Raw genomic sequence first — 14979 nt, 5'->3', positions numbered from 1 at the left:
CACACCGATGAATCTCACTGAACTCAAGCAAAAAACCGTTCCCGAGCTGCTCGATATCGCCCGCGAAATGGGTATCGACAACTTAGCCCGTTCGCGCAAGCAGGACATCATTTTCGCCATCCTCAAGAAACACGCCAAAAGCGGCGAGGATATCTATGGCGACGGTGTGCTGGAAATTCTTCAGGATGGCTTCGGCTTCCTGCGTAGCGCCGACAGCTCGTACCTCGCTGGGCCGGACGATATCTACGTATCGCCCTCACAGATTCGTCGTTTCAATCTGCGCAAAGGCGACTCCATTTCCGGCAAAATCCGCCCGCCCAAAGAGGGCGAGCGCTACTTTGCCCTGCTCAAAGTTAGCCAGATCAACTTTGACCGCCCGGAAAACGCCAAGCATAAGATTCTCTTCGAGAACCTGACGCCGCTGTTTCCCACCGAGCGTCTGCGCATGGAGATTGGCAACGGGTCTACTGAAGACCTCACTGCACGTATCATCGACCTGACCGCGCCCATCGGCAAAGGGCAGCGTGGTTTGCTGGTGTCGCCCCCCAAGGCGGGTAAGACACTGATGCTGCAGAACATCGCCACGTCTATCACGCGGAACAACCCCGAGTGTCATCTGATCGTCCTGCTGATCGATGAGCGCCCGGAGGAAGTCACCGAGATGTCGCGCACCGTACGCGGTGAAGTGGTCGCCTCTACCTTCGACGAGCCGCCCGCCCGCCACGTTCAGGTGGCCGAAATGGTCATCGAGAAAGCCAAGCGCTTGGTTGAGCACAAAAAAGACGTGGTGATTCTGCTCGACTCCATTACCCGTCTGGCGCGGGCCTACAACACCGTGGTGCCTAGCTCCGGCAAAGTGCTCACCGGTGGTGTGGATGCCCACGCGCTGGAGAAGCCGAAACGCTTCTTTGGTGCCGCGCGTAATATCGAAGAGGGCGGCAGCCTGACGATTATTGCCACCGCGCTGGTCGATACTGGTTCGAAAATGGACGAAGTCATCTTCGAAGAGTTCAAGGGTACCGGCAACATGGAAGCCCACCTGGACCGCAAGCTGGCCGAAAAGCGCGTCTTCCCGGCCATCAACATTCGTCGCAGCGGCACGCGTCGCGAAGACCTGCTGGCGTCGGAAGACGAAATGCAGCGCATGTGGATTCTACGCAAGCTGCTTAACCCGATGGAAGATACCGCAGCGACCGAGTTCCTGATTGATCGTCTGAAAGATACCAAGACCAATCTGGAATTCTTTGAAGCGATGAAGCGTCGTTAAGGCGCTGCATCTACTGCCATGCGTTTGCAAGAGCAGCGTCTGACAGCCGGGTTGAGGAGAGTGTTTTGAAGTATAACGACTTGCGCGATTTTATTGCGGCGCTTGAAGCCCAGGGTGAGCTAAAGCGAGTTAAAGCGGAAGTTGATCCTTACCTAGAAATTACTGAAATCTGCGACCGTACGCTGCGCGCCGGTGGCCCTGCACTGCTGTTTGAAAATGTAAAGGGCCACGATATGCCGCTACTGGGCAACCTGTTCGGCACCCCGAAGCGGGTAGCGCTGGGTATGGGCCAGGATTCAGTAGAAGCGTTGCGTGAAGTGGGGAAGCTGCTGGCATTTCTGAAAGAGCCAGATCCGCCCAAAGGCCTGAAAGATGCCTGGGATAAGCTGCCGATCTTTAAGCAGGTACTCAGTATGGGGCCTAAAAGCGTTAAGCGAGCTCCTGTGCAGGAAGTCGTTTACGAAGGCGATGAAGTGGACCTCGGCCGCCTGCCGATTCAGCACTGCTGGCCCGGCGATGCGGCACCGCTTGTCACTTGGCCGCTGGTCATCACCAAAGGCCCGCATAAAAAGCGCCAGAACCTGGGGATTTATCGCCAGCAGAAAATCGCCAAGAATCGCCTGATTATGCGCTGGCTCTCCCACCGTGGCGGGGCGCTGGACTTTCTTGAGTTTCAAAAAGCCCATCCCGGTGAGCCCTTTCCTGTCGCCGTGGCGCTAGGCGCTGACCCGGCGACTATATTAGGCGCGGTCACGCCGGTGCCCGATTCGCTCTCAGAATACGCCTTTGCTGGCCTGCTGCGCGGTTCGCGTACCGAACTGGTGAAGTGCGGTCACGCAGACCTGGAAGTCCCCGCCTCCAGCGAAATTATTCTGGAAGGCTTTATTTATCCGGACGATATGGCACCGGAAGGGCCGTTTGGTGACCATACCGGTTACTATAACGAAGTGGATCATTTCCCTGTGTTTACCGTGACGCGGATGACCATGCGCCGCGATGCCATTTATCACTCTACCTATACTGGTCGTCCACCCGATGAGCCCGCCATTTTAGGTGTAGCGCTTAACGAAGTGTTCGTGCCCATTCTATGCAAGCAGTTCCCCGAGATCGTCGACTTCTATCTACCGCCAGAAGGCTGCTCCTATCGTATGGCGGTTGTGACGATGAAGAAGCAGTACCCCGGCCACGCGAAGCGCGTGATGATGGGGGTTTGGAGCTTCCTGCGCCAGTTTATGTACACCAAGTTCGTCATCGTGCTGGATGATGACGTGGATGCGCGTAACTGGGAAGACGTGATGTGGGCGATTACCACGCGCATGGATCCCGCCCGCGACACGGTGATGGTGGAAAACACGCCTATCGACTACCTCGACTTCGCCTCACCGGTATCCGGACTTGGCTCCAAGATGGGGCTGGATGCAACGAATAAGTGGCCCGGCGAAACCGACCGGGAGTGGGGCACTCCCATCGTGATGGATGAGACGGTGAAAGCCCGCGTTGACGAGCGTTGGGATGAGCTGGGCATTGATATTCCGCTACCCACACCGCGCCACGGTTAATCGGCCGTCTGGGTCGAACGATTTTCCATAAAGAGGCTTTCATGAGCGCTAGGACGTTAACGTGTAAAACGCTAACCTGCCAAGTCACCGCCGTCGAGGATCTTAACCCTGACGTATTTAAAGTCACGCTTGCCGGTCGCGCTGAAGCAATGCAGCACGCCCCTGGTCAGTATCTTGAGCTAATGCTAGACGAGGCCACATGGGTGCCTTTCTCGATTGCTAGCTGTGATCGTGGCGATGGCACGCTGGAGCTGCAAATTCAGCACTGGCCCGAGCGTGATAACTCTCAGCGGCTGCGCCAACTGTTGCAGGTCGCCAACCAGCTAACGGTGCGCCTGCCCAGCGGTGATTGCGTGCTGGATACGCAAAGTGAGCGCCCGCTGCTGTTGATTGCCGCGGGGACCGGTTTTGCCCAAATGAAGGCCATCGTCGAAGCTGCGCTTCGTGACCAGCCCACACGGCCCATTTCATTATGGTGGGCGAACCGTGAGCACCGCGATTTGTATGCGGAAGACCTTGCCTGCGAATGGGCGCAGCAGTATGAAAACGTTGCGTTTCATGCGGTCACTGAATTCCCGCTGACCGAGCCGCTGGCGTCGGGCGAGCGCATTGCCCACCATCAGGGGCGCGTTGATTTGGTGTTAGAAAGCGAGCTGTCGAATGCACCGGTCACGCCTAGCGACTGCGATATTTACCTCTCAGGCTCACCGGGCATGGTATATGCCTGTGTGGACGTGCTGGAGCGTTTGGGCGTGGGCAATGAACGTATGTTCTCGGATGTATTTGCCTACGCACCCCGCCCTCACTAAAATAGTGGGTCACTTTCTGGCGTACGGCATACACCGTAGATACTACTGATCACTAGGAGGCTTTCATGGGCCATCACGACGATAATTTTAAAGACGATTCCGGCATTCTGTCGATTATTCTCGGTATCGTGGTATTGGTAGGTATGAGCGCATTGCCTGCCACTATTGGCTGGATTCAGGCGTTTAGCAGCTAATACTCGTCGCTAGGAAATTGACCGCTCGCGGTAATTGCTTGTTGCCATTTAGCGCGCAGGCAGGCAGGATTAGGTCATTACGTAGTACACACGTCATATTGAGGAAGTAACCATGCCACATGGCAAGCCTTTACAGCGCACTCACACCAAACCGGAAACGGTGGTTGAGGCCTGGGCGAAGGTGGGTACTTCCTATAGCTTTAACTATGCAGCGTATTGGTTTAGCCACGGTGTGCCCCTGGCCGACGCCTAGCGTCGCGCCAACAGGCACACCGCCCCGGTTGCCTGCCGCATGCAAAGAAGCCTCGGTGGGTAATCCCACCGAGGCTTCTTTCGTTTTATTAACCCTCATTTTTTCATAGGTAGATTATTAAGGAGCTGCACCATGTCTTATCGCGCCCACTCAATTGCTAGCCCCAACGCCATCCGTTATCTCGGTTATGGCTATGGCTGGCGATTTAGCGACGCGCGTTCGGTGCAAGCTGCCACCTCCGATCGTGCCCACCTGGGTGGCAAGTTGATGATGCGATGTCACGCGTTATGTCATACGAATTCGGAGAGTTAACCCTATGAATGCCCCAATCAACACCGCTTGTTCCTCTACTGCCCAGGCCTCCACGCTTATGTCTGCGACGGCGCTGCCGCTACCCGCTGAGCTACGCCAGCGTGTGGTGGTGAATAGCACGCTGAGTGCACAAATCGACCAGCAGCGCCAAGCGGTACAGCGCATTCTCAGTGGTCAAGATAACCGTCTGCTGGTCGTAGTGGGTCCGTGCTCCATCCACGACCCGGATGCTGCCTTGGAGTATGCGGATCGGCTAGCAGCGCTTAGCGATGAGGTCAGCGAGCAGATTTTGCCAGTGATGCGAGTGTACGTTGAAAAGCCGCGCACCACGGTCGGTTGGAAGGGGCTGGCTTACGACCCTGATCTTGATGGCAGCGGCGACATGCCGCGCGGTATCGCCCTTTCCCGTGAGCTTATGCACGCCGTCGCCTCTCGCGGCCTGCCGGTGGCCACCGAGCTGTTACAGCCCATGTTAGCCCCGTACCTGGATGACCTGCTGAGCTGGGTAGCGATTGGGGCGCGCACGACGGAATCCCAGTTGCACCGTGAGCTGGCCAGCGACCTCAGCGCCGCCGTAGGCTTCAAAAATGCCACCAGCGGCGATGTGCAGGTGGCCATTGATGCTATGCAGGCTGCCGCCCACTCCCATCAGCGTTTTGCCATGGATCTCCAGGGCCGCCCTATCATGCAGGAGACCGCAGGCAACCCGCACACCCACGTGGTGCTACGCGGCGGCCACGGCGAGCCCAACTACCAAGCCCACCATGTACGCAGCGCAGTTAATACACTGCGCGAAGCAGGCCAGAATCCGCGTTTGATGGTGGACTGCAGCCACGCCAATGCCCGCAAAGATCACCGCCGCCAAAGCGAAGTGATGCTGGATGTATTGGCTCAGCGTCAAGCGGGCGACGCAAATTTGGTGGCACTGATGCTAGAGAGCCATTTGTACGAAGGCAAACAAGCGTTGACGCCCAGTGCGCTACGCTACGGCGTCTCGGTCACTGATGCCTGCGTCAGCTGGGAGACCACCGAGCGCTTGCTGAAAACCGCCGCGGAACGACTGACCTAGCGCGTTGACTGCCCCGGCCAGCCCCGTATCATAAGAGTTCCTTTTGATCACGAGGTTGGCCATGGCCTTTTCCCTTGAACAGCACGACCCCGCGTCTTACCAGCGCAAAGCCCGCATTATCAGCGTGGCGATGGCCGGGCAACTGATTATTTTTGGCCTGCTGTTTTCAATGCTCCTCACCACTACCTTTGGCAGCAGCGTCTGGCTGAACGCTCTGGGCGTATTGTTGGGCCTGCTCGCCACCAGCGCTATGTTCGCTGCGTTAAGAGAGCGCCCATGGATGACTGAGGTGCGCTATGTTTGGCAGCTCAAGCATCACCTGTCGCGTATTAGCAGCTACCTACAGCCGCTGCGCCGCGCGGTGGAAGAGGATAATCACCTAGCGCTGGATATCCTGACCTTTTACCACCAGGGCATGGCCCAGCTTGCCGAGCTAAATGGACGCACCACCGACGACGATGCCGAGCGTTTAGCGGAAAAAATGCAGGTTAAAGTGAAGCGTGAAGCGTTGGGCCTACCCAAAGAAGTCACCACGTTTGACCCGCATGACTTGAGCGCTTTCAAACAAAAGTAAGTCGCGCGCAAGGGTATTAGCGATGAGGGATTAACAGGGAGCGTATTTAATGAGTGTTAATGTTACGTCACTACGATTCGCCACGGCGGTGGCTGCCGGTTTACTGCTAGCGGGCTGCGCGACCAGTGCGCCCGCCCCGGAGCAGCCGGTAAAAACCACCGTGCAGAGCAGTGCACCACTGTTGCCTTCGGTGCTGTTTCCCGGTAGCGCTGAGCGCTTTCAAGCTTGGAACTGCCAACCAGCCAATCAAGACTTAGTCACGGCCGTCAATGGTGAAGAGTTACGGCTGTGGTCGCTACATGGCGCGTGGCGACTGCCTCAAGCCGTGGTGGCCAGCGGTGCCCGCTATCAAAATGGCGATATCAGCTTCTGGAACCGCGGCGATCAGGCGCAAATTGAAACGCCTCGTGGGCAATTGCAGTGCCAGCAAGGGGTTGACCGGGAGGTTGCGACCCGATCACGCCACCCAGGCGTGATGTTATTAGCCCGCGGCAACGAGCCGGGTTGGACGATCGAGCTGGCGAACGATGCGCCAGTAATGACCTGGACTACCAACTACGGCAGCGACACCACCACCATGCCTTATATGGTCAGCGTGATGGATAACGACGCGGGCCGGGTGGTGATCGAGAATGCCAACGCCGAGCAGTTTTTCCGCGTACGTATTGAGTCAGGTGCCTGTTTCGACGATATGAGTGGCGAACCCTATCCTGCTCGCGTGACGTTCACCATTGGTGGCGAACAATATAAAGGATGTGCACAAGGCATTGCGCCGTAGCCTGTCATGGCCTTGTACGGCCACTAGCAGCGATAGAGGAACGGCTCTGCGCGCCACTGTGGCTCTACGTAGTCGCTGGCGCACAGGGCCGATACATCGCCGCCTGCCCGGGCGGCAAGACGTGCCAGTGTCGCCAAGTGCACTCCTCTGGGGCTGCGTACTTCTTCACTGATCGCAACGGGTACCCAGCGATCGCCTTCTCGGGTTGCTAGGGTAAAGCTGAAAGGATGAAAACCGGGAAAACCCAGCCGAATATCGGTGGCGACCAACGTCTCTTGGCCATGAATATAGCGCGTCTCAAAGCGCAAAAACGGCCCGGTGAACCACGTCAGCCGCTGCCCTAGCGGTCCCTCCAAAGCGCTGGCCTCCAGTTCGACGTTACGACGCAGCGGTTCCAGTGCGGGGACTCGGTCACGATCAAATACACTGATCAAACTCTCGTAATAGCGGTCTTCATCGATGACCGTTGCCCGCCATAGTGCGATATTGAACGGCGTGGGTTGGATGAGTACGGGGGCTGCTTTTAAGTCCGCTTCGGCTAGGGCTGGCGTTAGGCGCTGCTCGACGCTCCATTTGGCACCTGCGGCCATCATGAGGTAAGCGCAGGAGATCACCAGCCCCGTGCGGCAGGCACTGCGTACCTTGCCCGACACGCTGCCGATGATCAGCGCCATAAGCAGCGGTAGCGTGTAGAACGGATCGATGATGAAGACGATAGGCCACGCGGCGGGCGGTGCGTCTAGCGGCCAGAGCAACTGCGTGCCGTAGGTGGTCAGCGAGTCGAGCAGCGGGTGAGTCACTAATATCAACGTAAAAAAGCACCACCAGCAACCCAACGAGATGTCCCGCGCTGGAGCAAAGCGGGCACACAGCACGGCCAGCAGCGTGGCAAGGCCCGTCAATACGAACAGCGAATGGCTGAAGCCACGGTGCTCGGTGACGTTGGCAATGGCGTCGCCATAATCCAGCGCCACATCCAAATCGGGTAGAGTACCCAGTAGCGCACCTATGACGATGGCCTTGCGGCCCAGTCGCTTACCTAACACGGCACCACCTACCGCTGCGCCAAGCGCCGCTTGCGTAATCGAATCCACAGACCTCTCCTCGACGAGCCGATAGCGAATCGTGATTGTCACTGAAGAGTGACACACTAGATGAACAGCCGTGATGCCATTATACAACGTGTCTACTTTCTATTTTAGTGTCGCACTATTGTCTATGTTTTAATGGTGCTACGTGACCAGCTCGGCACCGCACTCGGCGGTAGCACGGGATATAATTACCATTCTTCAATGAAGAGGAAATGACATGCAGTTTTTACACACCATGGTACGTGTCAGCGACTTAGACGCCTCGCTTCACTTTTATTGTGACCTGCTCGGCCTGAAAGAAGTGCGCCGCAAAGAGAACGAGAAGGGGCGCTTTACATTGGTATTTCTGGCCGCGCCGGACGATGAAGAGCGCTCAGCGCGCCTGACGGCACCCGAGCTGGAGCTGACCTATAACTGGGATCCCGAGGAGTACACCGGCGGGCGCAATTTCGGTCACCTGGCTTATCGTGTCGAGAACATCTATGACCTGTGCCAGAAGCTCCAGGACAATGGTGTCACCATCAATCGCCCGCCTCGGGACGGCCATATGGCGTTCGTGAAGTCGCCGGATGGCATCTCCATCGAGTTATTGCAAAAAGGCGATGCCCTGACGCCTCAAGAGCCTTGGGCATCCATGGAAAACAGCGGCAGCTGGTGAATGAGCAGGAGCACACGCAAGGTGAAAGCACACTATCGCAATACGCTGATGGGGTTGAGTCTGGCGCTACTGGTGGCTGCCTGTGGTAGCTCTCCGCAGCAGGAGCGAGTGGATGCGCCCCCTCGTGGTGATTTGTCGGGGCCGATCGTCGAGCAGCGCTGGAACCTGCTGCTGGTGGGGACCGATGAGCGTTTGTCGATGCGCAGTACGCCATTTTTCCGCATCGGCCGCGACGGCAAGGTTAGCGGCTCGGATGGTTGCAACCAGTTCACCGGCAAGGTGAGTCTGGGCGAAAGCCAGCGCATTGAGTTCAGCGAACTGGCCTCCACCCGAATGGCCTGCCCCAATATGGAAGACGCCAAGCGGGTCACCGATATGCTGGATACCGCGTATCGTTACTTGATTGACCACGACCGTTTGGTGTTCTTCGGACCGGATAGCCGTGTGCTCGGCGGTTGGCGGGAAGCTAACTAAGCCGCTATCGGCTTAGTCATCGCGTGAAAAAGGCGCTGTAGATACGACAACGGCACCCAGTAGGTGCCGTTGTGAGACTGTCATGAGCGGGGGATTACATCGCGGCAATCTTCGCCTGCTGCTCTTCCAACAGCTTTTTGGCGGACTGGTACTCTGCCAGTTTGCCGCGCTCTTTCTCGATCACGGCGTCGGGGGCTTTGGCGATAAAGCCTTCGTTGCCCAGCTTCTTCTCGATACCGCCGATGAGCTTATCCTGTTTCTCGATCTCTTTGGCGAGGCGGGCAAGCTCCGCGTCTTTATCGATCAGGTCTGCCATCGGCACCAACACTTCCATATCGCCGACCAGCTGCGTGGCCGAAAGCGGGGCGTCTTCTGGGTTGGCCAGCCACGTCACACTTTCCAGTTTCGCTAGCTTGGCCAGGAAGCGGCGGTTCTGCTCCAGGCGCTCGGCGTCTTCGGGCTGACCTTTGGTCAGCAGCACGTCCAGCGGCTTGCCGGGGGCAATGTTCATCTCGGCGCGGATGTTGCGCACGGCGATGATCACGCCTTTCAGCCACTCGATGTCGCGGGTGGCCTGCTCGTCGATCTTGCTCTCGTCGGCTTCCGGCCACGCTTGATGCATGATGGAGGCATCGTCGCCCACATAGGTGCCCGCCAGAGGGGCGACCCGCTGCCAGATCTCTTCCGAGATATAGGGCATCATCGGATGGGCCAGGCGCAGGATGGTTTCCAGCACCCGCACCAGGGTGCGGCGCGTGCCGCGTTTGGCTTCGGCGCTGGCCGCTTCGTCCCATAAAACAGGCTTGGAAAGCTCCAGGTACCAGTCGCAGTACTCGTTCCAGACGAACTCGTACAGCGCTTGGGAGGCGTGGTCGAAGCGGTACTCGTCCATCGCCTTGGTGACCTGCGCTTCGGTTTTCTGTAGCTGGGAGATAATCCAGCGATCGGCTAGCGACAGCTCCACTTCTTCGCCGCTGGTGCCGCAATCTTCGCCTTCGGCATTCATCAGCACATAGCGCGAGGCGTTCCACAGCTTGTTACAGAAGTTGCGGTAGCCATCCAGGCGGTTCATATCGAACTTGATATCGCGCCCGGTGGTGGCTTGGGAAAGGAAGGTAAAGCGCAGTGCATCGGTACCGTGGGGCTCGATGCCGTCTTTGAACTCTTCTTTGGTCGCCTTGGCAATCGCCTTGGCCTTCTGGGGCTGCATCATGTTACCGGTGCGCTTTTCCAGCAGCGCGTCCAGGCTGATGCCGTCGATCAGGTCGATGGGGTCCAGCACGTTGCCCTTGGACTTGGACATCTTCTGGCCCTGGCCATCGCGCACCAGGCCATGGACGTAAACGGTCTTGAAGGGGACTTCACCGGTAAATTTCAGCGTCATCATGATCATCCGGGCGACCCAGAAGAAGATGATGTCGAAACCCGTCACCAGCACGCTGGAGGGGTGGAAGGTTTCCAACTCCGGCGTTTTCTCCGGCCAGCCGAGGGTGCCAAACGTCCATAGGCCCGAGCTGAACCAGGTGTCCAGGACGTCTTCGTCCTGGGTCAGGGCGACGTCAGCATCAAGACCATGCTTCTCGCGGGCTTCCTCTTCACTGCGAGCCACGTAAACATTGCCGTCGGCGTCGTACCAAGCCGGAATGCGGTGGCCCCACCACAGCTGGCGAGAAATACACCAGTCCTGTAGGTCGTGCATCCAGGCGAAGTACATGTTCTCGTAGTTCTTCGGCACGAACTGAATGTCGCCGTTCTCTACCGCTTCGATGGCGGGCTTGGCGAGGCTCTCCACGGCCACGAACCACTGATCAGTCAGCAGCGGCTCGATGACATCGCCGGAGCGGTCGCCGTAGGGCAGGGTGTTGTTGACGCTTTCCACTTGCTCCAGCAGGCCGAGGGCCTCCATATCGGCGACGATCTGCTTGCGCGCTTCGAAACGATCCAAGCCCGCGTATTTGGCCGGCAGGGTAGCGTCTTCATCGGGCTGCGGCTGACCTTTCAGGTCGAAAATTTCTGCCTGCTCAAGAATCGTCGCATCTTTGGTGAAGACGTTGATCAGCAGGTGGTTCTGGCGCTTGCCGACTTCGTAGTCGTTGAAGTCGTGGGCCGGGGTAATCTTCACACAGCCCGAACCTTTCTCCATATCGGCGTGCTCGTCCGCCACGATGGGAATACGGCGGCCTACCAGCGGCAGTTCGATGAACTTGCCTACCAAGGAGGCGTAGCGCGGGTCTTCTGGGTTGACCGCCACGCCGGTGTCACCCAACAGGGTTTCCGGGCGGGTGGTGGCGACCACTACGTAATCCTTGCCGTCGTCGGTCTTGACGCCGTCGGCCAGCGGGTAGCGGAAGTGCCAGAAGCTACCCTGCTGCTCCTTGTTTTCGACTTCCAGGTCGGAAATGGCGGTGTGCAGGGTGGGGTCCCAGTTCACCAGCCGCTTGCCGCGATAGATCAGGCCCTCTTCGTGCAGGCGCACGAAAACTTCTTGAACCGCTTTATAGAAGCCATCGTCCATGGTGAAGCGCTCACGGCTCCAGTCGACGCTGGCGCCCATGCGGCGCAGCTGTCGGGTAATGTGGCCGCCGGACTCTTCCTTCCACTCCCACACTTTTTCGATGAACGCCTCGCGGCCGAGGTCATGGCGGGTCTTGCCCTCTTCGGCTGCAATCTTGCGCTCCACCAGCATCTGCGTGGCGATACCGGCGTGGTCGGTGCCTACCTGCCACAGGGTGTTGTTGCCCTGCATCCGCTTCCAGCGCGTCAGGGTATCCATGATGGTGTCCTGGAACGCGTGGCCCATGTGCAGGCTGCCGGTGACGTTGGGCGGCGGAATCATGATCGAGAAGGGCTTGCCGCGGCCAGACGGCGCGAAGCGGTTATCGGCTTCCCAGCGTTCGTACCAGCGGGTTTCGATCTGTTCGGGTTGGTAGGTCTTTTCCATGGGGAGTCGGCTCACGGCTTGCAAAAAATGGTGGCAAGTATAGCGCGAACGCCCCGCGCTCGTCAGGGTTGTGTTGTGCGTAGGTGTGTTCGCAGATGCAATCCACGCATGGCTATCAGTCCAAGCACTGGCCCAGGCAGCAACCACCAAATCACCCAAGGCCCTTGGCTTGCCCATAGGGCTGTCACTAACGCGATGGAGGGAATCGTGAGGCCAAAGCCAATCGCATTCATCATGGCCAGCGCCGCGCCCAGCCGCTCGGGCGGCGCGCTGGCGGAGGCCAGGGCAGAGAACTGGGCCGAGTCGGCAATCACGCTCACGCCCCAAAGCGCGAGTAGCGCCAGTAGCAGCCAGGGGGAGAGGCCACCTAGCAGCGGATAGATAAGGCACAGGGTGCCAGATACCGCCAGCGCGATAAACGCGACCCGCGCGCTACCGATGCGTCGGCTCCACCAGCCGGCCCATACGCAGCCGGGAAGCCCCAAGGCGATGACCGCAAAGCTTAGCCACGGCTGCAGGCCCGGGGCTGCGCCTAAGCGTTCCAGCTCTCTGGCGACCAAAAAAGGCACCAGCGCCCAGAGGGCGTAAAGCTCCCAGCAGTGGCCGAAGTAGCCCAGCGCGGCGGCGCGGAAGTTCTTCTCTTTAAATGCGGCAAGCCCCGCCCAGGGTCGCCCGCCGTTGGCCTTAGCAGGCAGGTGTGGCCCCACGCCTAGCTTAAAAATCATCAGCGCTGCCAGAAGAGCAAGGGCAGAGGCCAACAGCAGTGGCCACTGCCAGGGAAGATGCAGGGTAAGCCCGCGCAGCAGGTGCGGCGAAGCAATGCCAAGGGTGAGCATGCCGACCAACCAGCCAAGCGCCGAGCCTGCATGAGTGGGTGTCCAGCTCACCACCAGCTTCATGCCCAGCGGATAAATGCCCGCCAGACAAAGCCCGACTAAAAAGCGTGCCACTGCCGCCAGCGTGACGCTTTCTGCCACGCCAATAAACGCTGCGTTAATCAGCGCGCCGAGTACAGCGGACATCGCAAACAGGTGGCTGGCACGTATGCGGTCGGCGAGGCCGGTAGTGGCAATCAGCAGCGTACCGGTAATAAACCCCGCCTGCACGGCAATGGTAAGCAGCCCCAGGTCGCTTTCACTTAGCCCCACGGCTTCTTGCAGCGCCAAGCCAACGCCATTAACGCTAAACCAGAGTGATGTGCCAAACAGTTGGGCGATAACGATGACCGCCAGCGGTGTGCGGGCTAACAGGGCATGAGAAAGCATGGGGTGTCTCATCCATTGAGTGGTTGTTTTACTACCCTAATTTATGCGGCACGACCTCATGCCCAAGCGCCTTGTAGCGCTGCCAGCAGGCGCGTTTAGCGACCAGCACATGTTGGTGTTGGTTGATGATCTCGGCAATCCGGGCGAAGTGCTCAATACCTTCGGGAATATCGGGGTGTAGGTTCAGCAGCGCCGTCTCTTCAGTGGGCACCGGTAGCTGCTGCCAGCCTAGTGTGATGGGCACACTGTCGGCTAGCTCGCTATCTTCCAATGCATGGGGCAGGTAAGCATCATCGCGGAACTGCCACAGCGCTTCGTCGGCCTGTTCGGCCAGCGCTTTGTCTTCGCAGTGCAGGTGCAGTCGGTACCCTTTGCGGTGGATCGTTTCGGCGAGCTTGCAGGCAAACTGTAAACGCGCTTCAAGGGTGGTATCGGGCAGAATATAAAAATCGATGCGTGCCATCGGTGGCTCCAGCGGGGTCAACGCGCTTGGCAGCCTGGCCGCCACGGTGAGTGGCGGCCAGGTGTTGAGTAACGCTAGAGGGTCATACCAAGCGGGTCAGCCAGCCGTATTTATCGTCGCTGCGGCCATACTGAAGGTCGAGCAGTGTCTTGCGAATGCGCTTGGCCACTTCGTTATTGCCATCGCCCTGCAGGCGAATACGCTCGTTTTCCGTGACCAGCTCGCCAACCGGGGTAATTACGGCGGCCGTACCGCAGGCGAAGACCTCGGTAATCTCGCCGGAGGCGGCACCTTCGCGCCACTCGTCGATGCTGATCGCGCGCTCTTCGGGGATGAGGCCCGCGTCTTTAGCCAGGGTCAGGACAGAGTTGCGGGTCACGCCTTCCAAGATGGTGTCGGTCAGGCGCGGTGTGACGATGCGGCCATCCTTGTAAACGAAGAACAGGTTCATGCCACCCAGCTCTTCGATCCACTTGTTTTCAGCAGCGTCCAGGAAGGCGACCTGGCTGCAACCGTTGGCAGCGGCTTCTTTTTGGGCGGCCAGCGAGGCGGCGTAGTTGCCACCGCACTTGGCAAAACCGGTACCGCCAGGGGCCGCGCGCTTGTAGTGTGAGGAGAGCCAAATAGAGACCGGCTCGATTCCGCCTTTGAAGTAGGCCGCCGCCGGGGATGCAATCACGTAGTAGTCGACTTCGTGAGCCGGACGCACGCCCAGAAACGCTTCCGAAGCGATCATGAACGGACGCAGGTAGAGGCTGCACTCGTCGGCTTCACTAGCCGGGGTGGGTACCCAGGCGTGGTCTTGGGCCAGCAGTGCTTTCAGCGAGCCGATGAAGTCGTCATCGGAAAGCTCGGGCAGCGCTAAACGGCGAGCGCTACGGCGAAAACGCTCGGCGTTTTTCTCTGGGCGGAAGGTCCAGATAGAGCCATCGGCATGGCGGTACGCCTTGATTCCCTCAAAAATTTCCTGGCCGTAGTGCAGCACCGAGGCGGCGGGGTCCAGGGTCAGCGGGCCGTAGGGGCGTACTTGGTGACCGTGCCAATCGGCATCGACGGTCCAGCGCACGTGGGCCATGTGGTCGGTGAAGTATTTACCAAATCCTGGGTTTTGCAGGATGTTGTCACGAATGTCATCGGCCGCCGGCTGGTTGGACGGCAAAATTTCAAAACGTGATTCAAGTTGAGCATCTGAAGCTGTGGGCACGGCGTGTTCTCTCCGCTAGAGCCAAGCCCCGAAGGGCATCTATTAAGCGTATCGTTTGGATAGCATGT

At 58.6% G+C, this 14979-nt stretch carries 16 protein-coding genes; 11 read left to right on the top strand and 5 right to left on the bottom strand.

From position 1 onward, the window contains the following. The first annotated feature begins 7 nt into the window (after positions 1-7). The 9 genes from rho to NH344_RS05800 all read left to right on the top strand — a co-directional run bounded on the left by rho (position 8) and on the right by NH344_RS05800 (position 6815). A complete protein-coding gene (gene rho / locus NH344_RS05835) occupies positions 8-1267 on the top strand; it encodes a transcription termination factor Rho (protein WP_016915030.1) in 1260 nt (419 codons plus the stop codon). Between the two features lie 65 nt (positions 1268-1332). Next, positions 1333-2826, top strand: a complete 1494-nt coding sequence (gene ubiD / locus NH344_RS05830) for a 4-hydroxy-3-polyprenylbenzoate decarboxylase (RefSeq protein ID WP_062373280.1) — start codon at positions 1333-1335, stop codon at positions 2824-2826. 41 nt (positions 2827-2867) lie between these two features. Beyond that, on the top strand, positions 2868-3635 hold the full coding sequence (locus tag NH344_RS05825) for an NAD(P)H-flavin reductase (protein WP_089675578.1): 768 nt from the start codon (positions 2868-2870) through the stop codon (positions 3633-3635). Positions 3636-3700: 65 nt separating this feature from the next. Continuing rightward, the gene (locus NH344_RS18250; RefSeq protein ID WP_269474858.1) at positions 3701-3829 is read left to right on the top strand and encodes a hypothetical protein; all 129 of its coding nucleotides are present in this window, start codon (positions 3701-3703) and stop codon (positions 3827-3829) included. A gap of 112 nt (positions 3830-3941) precedes the next feature. Then, entirely contained in the window at positions 3942-4082 is a 141-nt protein-coding gene (locus NH344_RS05820) for a hypothetical protein (protein WP_164834378.1), read from the top strand. Between the two features lie 132 nt (positions 4083-4214). Next, positions 4215-4394 (top strand): hypothetical protein, encoded by a 180-nt coding sequence (locus NH344_RS05815; RefSeq protein ID WP_044629700.1) that lies wholly within the window; start codon positions 4215-4217, stop codon positions 4392-4394. Positions 4395-4398: 4 nt separating this feature from the next. Next, the gene (locus tag NH344_RS05810; protein WP_253027634.1) at positions 4399-5463 is read left to right on the top strand and encodes a 3-deoxy-7-phosphoheptulonate synthase; all 1065 of its coding nucleotides are present in this window, start codon (positions 4399-4401) and stop codon (positions 5461-5463) included. A 61-nt stretch (positions 5464-5524) separates the two neighbouring features. Further along, positions 5525-6037: a DUF3087 family protein gene (locus NH344_RS05805; protein WP_172515373.1), complete on the top strand. Its 513-nt coding sequence runs from the start codon at positions 5525-5527 to the stop codon at positions 6035-6037. A gap of 49 nt (positions 6038-6086) precedes the next feature. After that, positions 6087-6815, top strand: coding sequence for an MliC family protein (locus NH344_RS05800; RefSeq protein WP_054640796.1), 729 nt, complete (start codon positions 6087-6089; stop codon positions 6813-6815). A 23-nt stretch (positions 6816-6838) separates the two neighbouring features. On the opposite strand, the gene NH344_RS05795 is transcribed toward NH344_RS05800, so the two are convergent. Next, entirely contained in the window at positions 6839-7909 is a 1071-nt protein-coding gene (locus tag NH344_RS05795) for a metal-dependent hydrolase (RefSeq protein ID WP_253027633.1), read from the bottom strand. A gap of 214 nt (positions 7910-8123) precedes the next feature. Here NH344_RS05795 and gloA point away from each other — a divergent pair, with 214 nt between their 5' ends. Beyond that, positions 8124-8564 carry a lactoylglutathione lyase gene (gene gloA, locus NH344_RS05790; protein ID WP_253027632.1) on the top strand — a complete coding sequence of 147 codons (441 nt, stop codon included), beginning with the start codon at positions 8124-8126 and terminating at the stop codon, positions 8562-8564. A 21-nt stretch (positions 8565-8585) separates the two neighbouring features. Continuing rightward, complete coding sequence (locus NH344_RS05785; RefSeq protein ID WP_253027631.1) at positions 8586-9038, top strand: META domain-containing protein; 453 nt, start codon at positions 8586-8588, stop codon at positions 9036-9038. A 94-nt stretch (positions 9039-9132) separates the two neighbouring features. Here the strand turns inward: NH344_RS05785 and NH344_RS05780 are convergent, their stop codons facing one another. The 4 genes from NH344_RS05780 to NH344_RS05765 form a co-directional block, all read right to left on the bottom strand. Further along, on the bottom strand, positions 9133-11979 hold the full coding sequence (locus NH344_RS05780) for a valine--tRNA ligase (protein ID WP_137092974.1): 2847 nt from the start codon (positions 11977-11979) through the stop codon (positions 9133-9135). A gap of 62 nt (positions 11980-12041) precedes the next feature. After that, positions 12042-13244: an MFS transporter gene (locus NH344_RS05775; RefSeq protein WP_137092976.1), complete on the bottom strand. Its 1203-nt coding sequence runs from the start codon at positions 13242-13244 to the stop codon at positions 12042-12044. A 31-nt stretch (positions 13245-13275) separates the two neighbouring features. Continuing rightward, the gene (locus tag NH344_RS05770) at positions 13276-13707 is read right to left on the bottom strand and encodes a DNA polymerase III subunit chi (protein ID WP_044630655.1); all 432 of its coding nucleotides are present in this window, start codon (positions 13705-13707) and stop codon (positions 13276-13278) included. An 82-nt stretch (positions 13708-13789) separates the two neighbouring features. After that, positions 13790-14911, bottom strand: coding sequence for a branched-chain amino acid aminotransferase (locus NH344_RS05765; protein WP_044630654.1), 1122 nt, complete (start codon positions 14909-14911; stop codon positions 13790-13792). Positions 14912-14979 lie beyond the last annotated feature (68 nt).

It is taken from the genome of Halomonas sp. Ps84H-12 (assembly GCF_024124725.1).
Classification (GTDB): Bacteria; Pseudomonadota; Gammaproteobacteria; order Pseudomonadales; family Halomonadaceae; genus Vreelandella; species Vreelandella aquamarina.
Note: the sequence above shows the minus strand (reverse complement) of the source record. Positions and strands in the feature narration are given on the sequence as shown.

Bases quoted from the DNA above. Each gene is read 5' to 3' on its own strand.
- NH344_RS05825 (WP_089675578.1), top strand. From the start codon at position 2,868: ATGAGCGCTAGGACGTTAACGTGTAAAACGCTAACCTGCCAAGTCACC.
- gloA (WP_253027632.1), top strand. From the start codon at position 8,124: ATGCAGTTTTTACACACCATGGTACGTGTCAGCGACTTAGACGCCTCG.
- NH344_RS05815 (WP_044629700.1), top strand. From the start codon at position 4,215: ATGTCTTATCGCGCCCACTCAATTGCTAGCCCCAACGCCATCCGTTAT.
- NH344_RS05775 (WP_137092976.1), bottom strand. From the start codon at position 13,244: ATGCTTTCTCATGCCCTGTTAGCCCGCACACCGCTGGCGGTCATCGTT.
- NH344_RS05805 (WP_172515373.1), top strand. From the start codon at position 5,525: ATGGCCTTTTCCCTTGAACAGCACGACCCCGCGTCTTACCAGCGCAAA.
- NH344_RS05800 (WP_054640796.1), top strand. From the start codon at position 6,087: ATGAGTGTTAATGTTACGTCACTACGATTCGCCACGGCGGTGGCTGCC.
- NH344_RS05810 (WP_253027634.1), top strand. From the start codon at position 4,399: ATGAATGCCCCAATCAACACCGCTTGTTCCTCTACTGCCCAGGCCTCC.
- NH344_RS05770 (WP_044630655.1), bottom strand. From the start codon at position 13,707: ATGGCACGCATCGATTTTTATATTCTGCCCGATACCACCCTTGAAGCG.
- rho (WP_016915030.1), top strand. From the start codon at position 8: ATGAATCTCACTGAACTCAAGCAAAAAACCGTTCCCGAGCTGCTCGAT.
- NH344_RS05780 (WP_137092974.1), bottom strand. From the start codon at position 11,979: ATGGAAAAGACCTACCAACCCGAACAGATCGAAACCCGCTGGTACGAA.
- NH344_RS05820 (WP_164834378.1), top strand. From the start codon at position 3,942: ATGCCACATGGCAAGCCTTTACAGCGCACTCACACCAAACCGGAAACG.
- NH344_RS18250 (WP_269474858.1), top strand. From the start codon at position 3,701: ATGGGCCATCACGACGATAATTTTAAAGACGATTCCGGCATTCTGTCG.